13 protein-coding genes and 1 tRNA gene are annotated in these 12,475 nt (G+C 64.8%); 5 read left to right on the top strand and 9 right to left on the bottom strand.

The window, feature by feature from the left end; translation table 11 throughout:
• Positions 1-2: 2 nt before the first annotated feature.
• From BKY27_RS03595 to BKY27_RS03555, 9 genes are all read right to left on the bottom strand, one after another.
• Positions 3-1,055: a branched-chain amino acid ABC transporter permease gene (locus BKY27_RS03595; protein WP_071673077.1), complete on the bottom strand. Its 1,053-nt coding sequence runs from the start codon at positions 1,053-1,055 to the stop codon at positions 3-5.
• A gap of 4 nt (positions 1,056-1,059) precedes the next feature.
• A complete protein-coding gene (locus BKY27_RS03590) occupies positions 1,060-2,091 on the bottom strand; it encodes a branched-chain amino acid ABC transporter permease (protein ID WP_071673076.1) in 1,032 nt (343 codons plus the stop codon).
• Positions 2,088-2,813, bottom strand: a complete 726-nt coding sequence (locus tag BKY27_RS03585) for an ABC transporter ATP-binding protein (protein ID WP_071673075.1) — start codon at positions 2,811-2,813, stop codon at positions 2,088-2,090. Before BKY27_RS03585 ends, BKY27_RS03590 begins: the two co-directional genes overlap by 4 nt.
• Positions 2,806-3,570, bottom strand: coding sequence for an ABC transporter ATP-binding protein (locus BKY27_RS03580; RefSeq protein ID WP_071673074.1), 765 nt, complete (start codon positions 3,568-3,570; stop codon positions 2,806-2,808). The genes BKY27_RS03585 and BKY27_RS03580 overlap by 8 nt, the downstream gene beginning before the upstream one ends.
• Positions 3,571-3,628: 58 nt before the next feature.
• The gene (locus tag BKY27_RS03575) at positions 3,629-4,813 is read right to left on the bottom strand and encodes a substrate-binding domain-containing protein (RefSeq protein WP_071673073.1); all 1,185 of its coding nucleotides are present in this window, start codon (positions 4,811-4,813) and stop codon (positions 3,629-3,631) included.
• Between the two features lie 250 nt (positions 4,814-5,063).
• Positions 5,064-5,140: transfer RNA gene (locus tag BKY27_RS03570), tRNA-Arg, on the bottom strand.
• A 47-nt stretch (positions 5,141-5,187) separates the two neighbouring features.
• A complete protein-coding gene (locus BKY27_RS03565; RefSeq protein WP_071673072.1) occupies positions 5,188-6,576 on the bottom strand; it encodes a sensor histidine kinase in 1,389 nt (462 codons plus the stop codon).
• Between the two features lie 36 nt (positions 6,577-6,612).
• Positions 6,613-8,004 (bottom strand): dihydrolipoyl dehydrogenase family protein, encoded by a 1,392-nt coding sequence (locus tag BKY27_RS03560; protein WP_071673071.1) that lies wholly within the window; start codon positions 8,002-8,004, stop codon positions 6,613-6,615.
• A 3-nt stretch (positions 8,005-8,007) separates the two neighbouring features.
• The gene (locus BKY27_RS03555; protein ID WP_071673199.1) at positions 8,008-8,739 is read right to left on the bottom strand and encodes a TVP38/TMEM64 family protein; all 732 of its coding nucleotides are present in this window, start codon (positions 8,737-8,739) and stop codon (positions 8,008-8,010) included.
• 332 nt (positions 8,740-9,071) lie between these two features.
• Here BKY27_RS03555 and rpmH point away from each other — a divergent pair, with 332 nt between their 5' ends.
• From rpmH to BKY27_RS03530, 5 genes are all read left to right on the top strand, one after another.
• A complete protein-coding gene (gene rpmH, locus BKY27_RS03550) occupies positions 9,072-9,206 on the top strand; it encodes a 50S ribosomal protein L34 (protein WP_005980833.1) in 135 nt (44 codons plus the stop codon).
• A 96-nt stretch (positions 9,207-9,302) separates the two neighbouring features.
• A complete protein-coding gene (gene rnpA / locus BKY27_RS03545) occupies positions 9,303-9,653 on the top strand; it encodes a ribonuclease P protein component (RefSeq protein ID WP_071673070.1) in 351 nt (116 codons plus the stop codon).
• A complete protein-coding gene (yidD, locus tag BKY27_RS03540) occupies positions 9,650-9,904 on the top strand; it encodes a membrane protein insertion efficiency factor YidD (protein WP_071673069.1) in 255 nt (84 codons plus the stop codon). Before rnpA ends, yidD begins: the two co-directional genes overlap by 4 nt.
• A gap of 78 nt (positions 9,905-9,982) precedes the next feature.
• Positions 9,983-10,834, top strand: coding sequence for a tRNA 2-thiocytidine(32) synthetase TtcA (ttcA, locus tag BKY27_RS03535; protein WP_071673068.1), 852 nt, complete (start codon positions 9,983-9,985; stop codon positions 10,832-10,834).
• Between the two features lie 81 nt (positions 10,835-10,915).
• On the top strand, positions 10,916-12,466 hold the full coding sequence (locus BKY27_RS03530; protein WP_071673067.1) for a putative bifunctional diguanylate cyclase/phosphodiesterase: 1,551 nt from the start codon (positions 10,916-10,918) through the stop codon (positions 12,464-12,466).
• Positions 12,467-12,475 lie beyond the last annotated feature (9 nt).

Genomic DNA, 12,475 nt, shown 5'->3' with positions numbered 1-12,475 from the left:
GCTCAGCGTCCGGCTCTCAGCCGTCCGACAATGCCCGTTGGGAAGAAATAGACGCTGAGGATGAACAACAGGCCGAGCCACAGCAGCCAACGGTTGGGGTCGAGGAAGAGCGGCAGGATCGGCACCCCTTCGGTGGCGCTGGCGGCGACGCCCATCAAGGCCTGAAGATAGTTCTGCGCCAGCACGAAGATCACCGCGCCCAAAACCGCGCCATACATGGTGCCCATGCCGCCGATCACGACCATCAGCAGGATATCGAGCATGATCTCGAAGCTCAGCGTGGTGTCCGGCCCGACATAGCGCAGCCAGATTGCGTAGAGGCTGCCCGCAAGGGCGGCGATGGCAGCGGACAGGCAGGTCGCGGCGGTGCGATACCAGACCACGCGATAGCCGATGGCCTCGGCCCGGAAATCGTTTTCGCGGATCGCCTGCAGAACGCGCCCGAACGGGGAGTTTACGACCCGCAGCAAGAACAGGAAGAGCAGGAAGCAGCAAATGAACACGAGGTAGTAGTTCAGGATTCGGCCATTGAGGCGCACCCCGAAAAGTTCGCCCATTCGGAAGGCAGGGGTCAGTTCGCGCGGGATGCGGTAGGTCAGGCCGTCTTCGCCGCCGGTGATGTTGAAAAGCTGGCTGACCAACACCGCGACAGCAGAGGCGACGGCGAGCGTGATCATGGCAAAGAAGATTGCCCGCACCCGCAACGAGAAGAGACCGATGACGAGGGCCAGCAGGGCTGCGGCGATTGCGCCCGACAGGCTGCCCACCACCAGCGCCCCCCAGCCCCGGCCCAGATGCGTGGCCGACAGCGCCACGCCGTAGGCCCCGAGGCCGAAGAACATGGTGTGGGCGAAGCTGACAATGCCGGTATAGCCCAAAAGCAGGTCATAGGACGCGACCAGCAGGATGAAGATGCAGATCGTCGCCGCCGTTTCCAGCGACCGGACGCCGGGGAACAGGAACGGCGCCCCGGCGAGGCAGATCAGCACGCCAAGCAGCAGCACGGTCAGGATGGCAGAGCGTGGCTTGTCGCCAGAGAGGAGGGTCACGAGCATGGGATCACTTGGCCTTCACGACTGGCATCATGCCCTGCGGCCGCCACATCAGGATGGCGGTCATCAGGCCGATATTGGAAACGAGGGCGAGCTTGGGTTCAAGGAAGGCGATGTAGTTCTGCATCAGCCCGACGAGGAGCGCGCCGATAAAGGCCCCCTCGACCGAACCGAGCCCGCCGATGATCACCACGATGAAGACGAGGATCATCATACGTTCGCCCATGCCCGCGGTGATGACGCCTTGGTAGAGGCCCCACATCACCCCACCGAGACCAGCCAGGGCAGACCCCGCGACGAAGACGCCGATGAAGACGAGGCGCAGGCGGTAGCCGAGGCTTTCGACCATCTGGCCGTTCTGCACCCCCGCCCGCACGATCAGGCCGATCTTCGTGCGGCGCAGGACAAGACGCATGGCGAGGAAGATGGCGAGGCCAAGGGCGACCGCGAGGATGCGGTATTTCTCCAGCGCGGCCCCGGCGAAGGTGATCGCGCCTTGCAGGGTCTCGGGTCGGTTGAGGAAGATCTCGTCCGGGCCCCAGATCACGTGGATCAGTTGTTCGACCACGATCAGGCCACCCACGGTGACGAGGATCTGTTTCAGATGCGCGCCGTAGACCGGGCGGACAATGACACGCTCGAACCCCCAGCCGACGGCCCCGGTCAGGACCATGGCGGCGGCGATGGCCAGAAGGATCGCGGCGAGGTTGAGGACCAGCGAGGGCGCCTCGGTCCAGCCAGAGAGCGCCAGCAGGACCGAGATGCCCACGAAGGCCCCGAGCGAGATGAAGGCCCCGTGGCCGAAATTGATCACGTCCATCAGCCCGAAGACGAGGGTCAGGCCCGAGGCCATGACGAAGATCATCATGCCCATGGCAAGGCCAGACACGGTGAGCGTCAGCCAAGAGGACGGCGCGCCGATGGCGAGGAAGCCCGCGAGGATCAGGATCGGCACCAGCAGGACCGGCGCGGCCTGTCCCAAGCGGTGGAACAGCGAAGCGCGGGTCATGGTGGGGGCGTGGTCGGGGGCGGCGGTCATCCCTGCACCTCCATGTTCAGGCCCATCAGGCGTTCCTGAAGGGCGGTGTCGGCGGCCAGTTCGGCCATGGGGCCGGTCCATACGATGCGACCGCCTTCCATGACGGCGGCGTGATCGCCAAGCGCCTTGGCGACGGCGAAATTCTGTTCCACCAGCAGGATCGACGCACCTTGCGCCTTGAGGTCGCGCAAAGCGCCCGCCATGGTCGAGACGATGGCGGGGGCGAGGCCCTTGGTGGGTTCGTCGATCAGGTAGAGGATGCGCTCTTCCGCCATGGCGCGGGCGATGGACAGCATCTGTTTCTGGCCGCCGGAAAGGTTGCCCGCCTCGGCTGTCCAGAAGGTCTTGAGCGGTGGGAAAGCGGCGAAGATGCGGGTCAGCCGGGCCGGGTCGAGCGGACCGGAGGCGGCGGCGAGCACCATGTTTTCCTCGACCGTGAGGTCCGAGAAGATGCCCATGTCCTCGGGCACGAAACCGATCCCGGCGCGGGCGCGGGCGGGCGTGGGCCAGCCGGTGATGTCCTGCGCGTCATAGCGGATGGTGCCGGATTTGGCCGCCCAATGGCCCATGATCGTGCGCAGGGTCGTGGTTTTGCCGACGCCGTTGCGGCCAAGCAGCATCGTCACCTGCCCGCGTGGCACGCTGAGATCGACGCCTTCGAGGATGTGATACTGCGCGATATCGGTGTGCAGGCCCGAGAGTTCGAGAACCGGATCAGACATGATCGAGCGCCTTTCCCATGTAGGCCTCTTGCACCACGTCCGAGGCCATCACCTCGGCGGGCGGGCCATCGGCGGCGAGCGCACCGTTGTGCAGCACGATGATACGGTCGGCCAGCGTGCGGATCACGTCCATCTTGTGTTCCACCAGCAGGATGGTGCGGTCGGTGTCGTGTTTAAGTTCCGCGATCAGGTCGAGCACGACGGGCGCCTCGTCGACGCTCATCCCCGCCGTGGGTTCGTCGAACATGTAGACCATGGGGTCGAGCGCGATCAGCATTGCCACTTCCAGTTTGCGCTGGTTGCCGTGGCTGAGTTCGGACACGGGCTTGTCGGCCAGCGGGTCAAGATGCACGCGCTCCAGAATGGCGCGGGCCGCAGTCGTGATCTCGGAATGCGAAGAGGCCATCGACAGCAGGTTGAAGCCCTTGCGATGACGGGCCTGGATCACCAGACGCACGTTTTCCAGAACCGAGAGGTCGGGAAACAGGTTGGTCAACTGGAAGGCGCGACCAAGGCCCCGGCGGCAGCGATCGGCGACCGAAGCGCGGGTCACGTCCTCGCCCATCAGCTTGACTTTGCCTGCGCTGGCGGCGATCTGGCCGGAAATCAGGTTGAAATAGGTGGTCTTTCCGGCCCCGTTGGGCCCCACGATGGCGGTCAACTCACCGGCGCGGAAGGCACAGCTCACGCCATCGACCGCGACATGCCCGCCGAACCGGACGGTCAGACCGTTCGTTTCCAGAAGTGCCTGAGACATTTGAAGGTTCCCGAAGGTTGTGACGGGCGGCGGACCAGGCCGCCGCCCGAACAAAGGATCACTGGTTGCGGATCGGGATATCCATGTCCTCGATGCCGAGTTCGCGGACAAGGACGGGCACACCGTAATCCACGTCGTCGCGGACTTCGGTGACGAAGTGATACATGGATTGCAGGGCCTGATGGTCCTCGGGGCGGAACATCATGGTGCCCTTGGGCGTTTCCCACGACATGCCTTCCATGGCGTTGATCAGCGCTTCGGTGTCATCCGCGCCGCCGGCGGCCCGGATCGCCTCGACCACCGCGATGCCTGCCGCCATGCCACCGGCGGTGAAGAAGTCGGGCGGGGTGCCGAAACGGTCGAAATGGGTTTCGACGAGCCAGTCATTCACCGGGTTTTGCGGAATCTCGTAGTAGTAGTAGGTCGCCCCTTCGAGGCCCGGCAATTCGCGGTAGGCCGTCAGCGCTGCAAGGATATTGCCGCCGGTGGCGATTTCCACCCCGAAGCGGCCCGGGTCCATCGCGTTGATGGCGGACATCGGGTTGCCGCCCCCGGCCCAGATGATGAAGAGAAAGCGGCGCTCGGCCTCGACATCCTGCATGGCGTTGAAGATCCGCTCGGCGGCGGCAGTGAAGTCGGTGGTGTCGGTCGGCACGTATTCCTCGTGCACCAGCTCGGCCCCGGTATCGGCCAGCGCCTCGCGGAAGGCAGAGACGCCATCGCGGCCAAAGGCATAGTCCTGCGCCAGAGTCGCAACGGCGACACCCTCGCCACCCAGAGCGACGGCATTGGCAATGGCATCCTGAGACGAGTTGCGCCCGGTGCGAAAGATGTAGCGGTTCCAATTGGTCCCGGTGATCGAGTCAGCCACGGCGGGCTCCACGATCAGCAGGCGTTCATATTCCTCGGCCACTGGCAACATGGCCAGCGCCACGCCGGACGAAACCGGCCCGACGGCGATCTGCGCATCGGCGTCACCATAGGCCTCTGCGAGGGCCGCGCGCCCGATGGCCGGGTCGAGCTGGGTGTCGAATTCCAGCACCTCGATCGGCTCGCCGTTGATCTCCATCGTGCCATTGGTGGCGTATTCCAGCCCCAGCATCAGCCCGGTGTGGGACTGCGCGGCATAGGCTTCGAGCGGTCCGGTCTGGCCGTAGACATGCGCAATACGAATGTCGGCATGGGCCGAGCCCGCGACCGTCAGTGCAGCGACCGTGGCCAGGCCCGCGAAAATCGTCCTCATCTCAGGTTCCTCCCTCCTGTTCTCCCGTAATGGCAATATGTGAAACATGAATCATCATTCATGTCAATTCGGCAATGCAGGACAGCGCCCGGCACGCGAGGGGGACCAGGCGCATCTGGTTGCGCGGGGCGACGAGGCCGCAGACGGCTACAGATAACGGGAGCAGGGCCTTTCGATGGGGCAAGGCAGCCGCAAAAAAATGGCCCGGAAACGCAAAAGGCTCAGCGTTTAATCGCTGAGCCTTTGGTGATGGCGCGCTGGGGAGGATTCGAACCCCCGACCCCTTGATTCGTAGTCAAGTACTCTATCCAACTGAGCTACCAGCGCGTGAGAGCGGTGTCTAATGCGAGCCTCGGAGAGGTGCAAGAGCGAAATTAAAGTTTCTGGTGACTTGGCAAAAGGATTTCAAAGACGGTCCCCTCTGGCCCGGTTTTCTGCAAGTCCAGCCGCCCGCCATGGCCGCGCACCAGTTCTGCCGCGATGGCCAGACCCAGCCCGGTGCCGCCCTTGCGGGCCCCCCCCTGAAAGGGTTGGAACAGGTGGTCGAGCGCCTTTTTCGGCAGGCCCGGCCCGGTATCGGTGACGCGCAGCCGCCAGCCTTCGGTATCTTCGACGGCGCAGATCGTGATGCGGCCCGGCTTGCCGGTGGCCTGAATGGCCTGCCGGGCATTGCGCAACAGGTTGCCCAGCACACGGTAAAGCTGTTCGGGATCGGCCCGCGCCTCCAGCCCGGCGGGCACGTCGCATTGAATCTCGACCTCGGGTTCGGTCGCGGACAGCCGTTCCTGATCGACCACGTCCTCGATCAGCGGGGCAAGGTCGACGCGGGTCAGACGCGGGGGCGGTTCCTCGGCCCGGCCAAAGGCCAGCGTGCCTTCGCAGAGGTTCACCGCCCGAGCGAGCGAGGACAACAGCTTGGGGGCGGTGCGTTGAACGGCGGGGTCTTCCGATCCTTCCAGCCGGTCGGCCATCAGCGTGGCCACGGTCAGGATATTGCGCAGGTCGTGGCTGATCTTGGCCACGGCCTCCCCCAGTTGCGCCAGCCGCTCGCGTTGTTTGAGCGAGGCGGTCAATTGAGTTTGCAACTCGCACAGCGTCACCTCGGCGTCGCGCAATTCGCTGACCCCGGCAGAGGGCTCGATGATCCGGTTCGCATCGTCCGGTGCCTCGGCATAGTCCCGCATGGAATCGATCACACGGCGCATCGGCAACACGATGGCCCGGCGCGCCGCCACGAACAGAAGCGCCGCGGTGATGACCGAGATCACCGCCGAGAGGATCAGGATGCGCAGCCCATAGTCGATCATCGCCATCCGCAAGGGGGCGGTATACAGCGTCACGTCGATCAGCATCCCCGCATCGCGCGAAGGCGTGCCGATGACGCGGATGACCTGATTTTCCGGCGTGATCAGCCTGTGCATCGCGTCGCGGATACGCACCCAGGCCGAGGTGTCCCGCGTGTCATATTGCGCCGCAATCGGGGGAATATGGTCAACCGACAGCACAAGCTGGCTGACCGCATCGCGGCGCAGGGCCACGTTCAGAACGCCCGCATTGTCCAGCAGTTCCTGTTCCAGCGCGTCGTCGATCATCATGGAATCGTCAGCCAGCAAAGCAAGCGAGGCGATCTGCGCCCGTTCGATACGCGCCAGCAGGTAATCCTCTCGGAACCGCGCGACCGAAGGCACGAAGATCATCACCTCGGCCAGCATCACGAAGATGACGGTCAAGATCAGCAAACGGCCTGTCAGTGAATTGAGCACGCGGCCAAAAGTCCTTCCGTTGCGTTGACCCGAGGGTCAGACGCGTTGCATCAGCCGCACGATCCGTTTCACCCACGGGCTTTCAAACAGTTTGGGGGAAAAATAGGCGCCCGCCAGTCTTTTGTTAATCTCCCCCAAGGTGGGATAGGGTGAAACCATCGCGGCAATTGCGCCCATTTTCAAGCCGTTGGCCAGCGCCAGCGCCCAGACCTGGATCAGTTCCCCGGCCTGAGGCCCCACGATTGTCGCCCCAACGGGACGGCCCTTGACCACCATGACCTTGGCAAAGCCCCCGGTCTGGCCGGTCGCGATGGCCCTGTCGTTGCCACTGTAGGGCTGGGACATCACCGTAAGGGCATCGCCGTGCGCCTTGCGTGCCGCGGCCTCGGTCAGGCCCACTTGCGCCAGTTCGGGGTCGGTATAGGTCACGCGCGGGATGTGGTCGGCGCGCGCCTTGGCGGGCAGGCCGAACAGCATGGGCCGCAGGATCACCCCCGCATGATAGCCCGCCAGATGGGTGAACTGCATCCCGCCCGCCGCGTCGCCAATGGCATAGACCCGCCGGTTGGTGGGCGAGCGCAAATCGGTCCCGACCTTGACTCCGGTCCTCGTGGACTCGACCCCTGCCCTGTGCAGGTCCAGCCCATCGGTGTTGACCTTGCGCCCCACGGCGACCAACAGGTGAGAGCCGGACAGGCTTTGCCCTTCGCCCAATGCGACGGTGATGTCACCGGCTTTACCCGAGACCCCGGTGACGGCGGTGCCTTCACGGATATCGACGCCTTCCCCCCGCAGCCTGTCCAGCAGGTGGGCCGCCGCGTCGGGATCATCCTGGCCCAGCGCCTTGGCGGCCTCGACCACCGTGACCTGGCTGCCTAGCCGCCGATGCGCCTGCGCCATTTCCAACCCGATGGGACCACCGCCGATGACGATCAGATGATCGGGCCGGTCGCGCAGATCGAAGACGGTTTCATTGGTCAGGTAGGGCACGTCCTTCAGCCCCGGAATCGGCGGCACGAAGGGGCGCGAGCCGGTGGCGACCACGAAGCGGCGGGCACGGATCACTGTGTCGCCGGCCTGCACCTTGTCATGCGCGATGAAGCGGCCAAATTCCCTGATGACCTGAACGCCGAGCCCTTCGAACCGCGTCTGGCTGTCATGGGGTTCAATGGAGGCGATGGTGGCGGCGACGTGATCCTTGGCCGCCAGATAGTCGGCGGCGGTCGGGCTTTGCCCCGACGCGTGGGCCTTGGCCCCTGCCGACAGCAACGCCTTGGACGGCACACAGCCATAGTTGAGGCAATCGCCCCCCATCTTGTGCCCTTCCAGAAGAACCACCCGCGCGCCCATCTGAACGGCCCCCGCCGCAACCGAAAGGCCGCCGCTGCCAGCCCCGATGACGCAGATATCGGTCGTTAACTCAGACATGGCTCAATTGCCTTTCCGCCCGCGAAGGGCCTTTATGAGAATGGGCAGCCCCGCCAACGCGCAGAGCGCAAGAATGGGCCCCAGCACCATCGGCTCGGTCAGGATGGACAGGTCGGGCGTGTCGCCACGGGCAAAGACCTCGCCCAGGCCCGCGCCCACCCATGTAAAGACCAGCGTGCCGGGCATGATGCCGAAGAAGGTGGTGAAAACGTAGCGCGGCAGGCTGACCCCGACGAGCGCGGGCAGCAGGTTGGCCACGAAGAAGGGCACCGCTGGCACCAGCCGGATCAGGAACAGCATCGACAATTCGTTCGCGCGGATCGCATCGCTCAGTCGCTTGACCGTGCCCGACGAGGCATTCATGCGCGCGGCCAGCCTGTCGCCAAAGCCCATGCGCGCGGCCAGAAAGATACAGGTTGCGCCAAGCGTGGCAGAGACAACGACGATCAGCACACCGGGAAACAGGCCGAACAGAAAGCCGCCCGACAACGTGGCAATGGTCGCGCCGGGCAACGAGAAGGCCACGACCAGAACGTAGACCGCCATATATGCCGCGACGAGTGCGAGGTAGTGCCCATCCCGAAACGCCAACAGCGCCACCCGGTTATCGCGCAAGGTCTCGAAGCTCAGGTAATCGCGCAGGAAAACCCACCCCATGACCGCGCCGACGACGATCCCGAGGATCGGCAGCACGCGGCGCCACGCGGGCCGGATCGCTTGGGTGGTTTCGCTCATCATCAAATGTCCCCTGCATACTTTCAGGCAACATGCGGTGCCAAGGGTGCGGACAACAGCCCCCTTCACGGGCCATTGATCGGGCGTGACGGATTCGCGCCGGATATGTCAGAATGGCGCGGCATTGTTTCAGAATGGGTGGCCTTGGGCGCGAAAATCGGAGAAAAAGAAACAAGGATTTGCAGCGCGTCACGGGAAAGACCGATTCAGTGCCTTGCCCGTGTTGACATGGTGCCCATGACGGCCTATTGCCCGGGCCTCACACGGATTCTCCGGCCGTCGATGCGAGTCAGTTGTCGCGCAACCGGCCTTGATGACAAGGGAACAGACAAATGAAACGCACCTACCAGCCGTCGAACCTGGTTCGTAAGCGCCGCCACGGTTTCCGTGCACGCATGGCGACCAAAGCAGGCCGCAAGATCCTGAACGCCCGTCGCGCACGCGGCCGGAAGTCGCTCAGCGCATAATTGCGCCTGCGGCACTGGCCTTCGGGCCGCATGAAAGCCCCCTTTGGCCACGGCCCCGGGGGCTTTTCGTATTTCTGATCTGATCAGGAGCGTGCCATGCCCACAGTCGAGACCCTGACCAAGCGCCCCGATTTTCTTCGGGCCGCACGGGCGGCACGGGCCCCGGCGGGGGCGTTTCTGGTGCAGGCCCGCAAACGGCGCAAGGACGAGGGCGTGTCGCCCGATCTGGTCCGCGTCGGCTTTACCTGTTCCAAGAAGGTCGGCAATGCCGTGGCGCGTAACCGGGCCAAGCGGCGCCTGCGCGCCGTGGCCCGCGCCATCCTGCCGCTTGAGGGACGCCCCGGCTGGGACTACGTTTTGATTGGCCGTGCCAATGAAACCGCCGCCCGCCCGATGGAGGCCATGATGGCCGACCTGTCGCGCGCCCTGAGAAAGGTGCACACATGAGCCCACTCGCCCATATCGTCGCCCTGCCTGTCCGGGCCTATCGACTGCTGTTCAGCCCATGGGTGGGGCATGGCTGCCGCTATCAACCGACCTGTTCGGCCTATGCGCTGGAGGCGTTGGAGCGGCACGGCGCGATCAAGGGCACATGGCTGGCCATGCGACGGGTCGGACGCTGCCATCCGCTTGGCAATCATGGCTACGACCCGGTTCCCGGCGCCGATGCCGAGTGGGACGCCGAGCATCGCAACTGAGCGCAACGCCAGCCAACGTCATTGCCCCGCCCTGCCCTTTTGCCGTAAGGCTCTGCCCTGATCCCCGCGAGGCCAGAGATGCTTGACGAGACCGACGATATTCACCCGCTCTTTCACGGCGCCCCCACGACGACCGAGTTCAAGAAGCTGCGCAAACGCCTGATCCGCGAAACCCGCGAGGCGATCGAGCGCTATGGCATGATCGAACGCGGCGCCAAGTGGCTGGTTTGCCTGTCGGGCGGCAAGGACAGCTACACGCTGCTGGCGGCGCTGACCGAACTGAAATGGCGCGGGCTGCTGCCGGTCGAGATTCTGGCCTGCAACCTCGACCAGGGGCAGCCGGGCTTCCCGGCGACGGTTCTGCCCGAGTTTCTGGAAAAGATGGGTGTCGATCATCGGATCGAGTATCAGGACACCTATTCCATCGTGATGGACAAAGTGCCGGCAGGCCGCACCTATTGCGCGCTGTGTTCGCGCCTGCGCCGCGGCAACCTGTATCGCATCGCGCGGGAAGAGGGCTGTTCGGCGGTGGTTCTGGGCCATCACCGCGACGATATTCTGGAAACCTTTTTCCTGAACCTCTTTCACGGCGGCAAGCTGGCAACGATGCCGCCGAAGCTGCTGAACGACGAGGGCGATCTTTTCGTCTACCGCCCCCTCGCACATGTGGCCGAAGCCGATTGCGAGCGATTCGCCACCGCGATGAACTATCCGATCATTCCTTGCGACCTGTGCGGGTCGCAAGACGGGTTGCAGCGCCAGCAGATCAAGAAACTGCTCGATGAGTGGGAGACCCGCGCGCCCGGACGGCGGCAAAAGATCTTCTCGGCGCTCATGAATGCAAGGCCATCGCACCTGCTGGACCCGGCATTGTTCGACTTCGCAGGGCTCAGCCGACAAGAACAATTCGACGTAAATCCCGAGGAATGAACGGCTTGGATTAACAGCCTGTCAGGCAGTTTGGCGTAGCGATCTCCGCATCGACACCGAGAACCGCACGAGAGGCCCGCCATGCGAGACACCGTTTCCGCCCGCCTGTGGACCTTTGTCCAAAGCGTCCGGCGCTGGTTGTCTCGGGTCGAGGTGCTGGTGCTGTTCCCGGCGCTGGCGCTGGCGGCCTTCTGGCTGGGGGCGAATGCGGTCATCCTGGCCACGTCCTTCCTGTTGCCCGGCCTTTTGGCGTTGCAGGCCCTGCGGCCCCGACCGGCGGCATGTGCAGACCACGCCGCCGCGGATGGCAAGACCGGCTTGCCCATGCGCCCCGCCTTTCTGAAGGCGCTTGGTCAAATGCTCGACGCAACCGCACACAGCGGGCAGAACACAGCCTGCCTTGTCGTGGAACTGGACGACGTGGCCGACCTCTCGGCCCGGTGGGGCGCCGAGGCCAGCGACCACATCCTGTGCCGCAGCGCCGAGCGCCTGCAAACCGCGGTGCGGCAGGACGATCTGGTTGCCTGTATCGGCGAAGGTCGGTTCGCCGTCGCCCTGTCGCCGGTGCCTCGGGTCAACCTTGACGTGCTGACCGGCCTTGTCGACCGTATTCAAAACGCACTGGCCGAACCCATCGCGTTGGCCGGGGTCTCGACCCACCAAACCGCCTCGGTCGGTTTCGCCATTCCCGAACAAACAGCCGAAGCGACCGCGGCCTGCCTGCTGGACGCCGCCCTGACCGCCCTGATCGAGGCGCGCCGCCATGGCCCCGCCGGCGTGCGCGGCTTTTCCGAACGCATCAAGACGCGGTCCGAACGCCGCCATTGCCTTGCGGAAGAGGTTGAAACGGCCCTGTCCACCGGTGCCATCCGGCCGTGGTTTCAACCACAGATCAGCGCCCATACCGGCGAGATCACCGGTGTCGAGGCGTTGGCGCGGTGGCATCACCCGACCCAAGGGGTTCTGGTCCCGCCCGATTTCCTGCCCGCTTTGCAGGACACCGGCAACATGGGGCGGCTTGGCGACGTGATGCTGCGCGCGGCGCTGGCGGCGCTGACCGCGTGGGATGCGGTCGGGTGCAGCGTGCCCTCGGTCTCGATCAATGTCTCGGACGAGGAACTGCGCGACCCCGGCCTCGCCGATCGCATCAAGTGGGAGGTAGACCGGTGCGACCTGCCCCCGGCGCGGCTGACCGTCGAGATCCTCGAAACCGTGGCCGCGCAATCCGAGGATGATGTCATCCTGCGCAATATCGAGCAATTGGCGGCGCATGGCTTCAACCTCGATCTCGATGATTTCGGCACCGGGCAATCCTCGATCGCCAATATCCGGCGCTTCCGGGTGCATCGGATCAAGATCGACCGGGGGTTTGTCAGCCACCTCGACAGCGACCCGGCGCAGCGGGCCATCGTCTCGGGAATCCTTGCGCTGGCCGATCGGCTGGGGGTGGGCACCGTCGCCGAAGGGGTCGAGACCGAGGCCGAGCAGGGCATGCTCGCGCATCTTGGCTGCGATCATCTGCAAGGCTATTTCATCTCTCGCCCGATGCCCGGCGATCAGGTGACCGACTGGCTCACGACCTATCGCAAGCGGCGGGCCCTGCCCACGCGCATCGGGCGCCGTGCGGGCTGACAGTCCGCT

Origin of the sequence: Nioella nitratireducens (assembly GCF_001879715.1) — a bacterium.
Lineage (GTDB): Bacteria > Pseudomonadota > Alphaproteobacteria > Rhodobacterales > Rhodobacteraceae > Nioella > Nioella nitratireducens.
The sequence above is the reverse complement of the archived record's forward strand: the minus strand, read 5'-3'. Positions and strand labels throughout refer to the sequence as shown.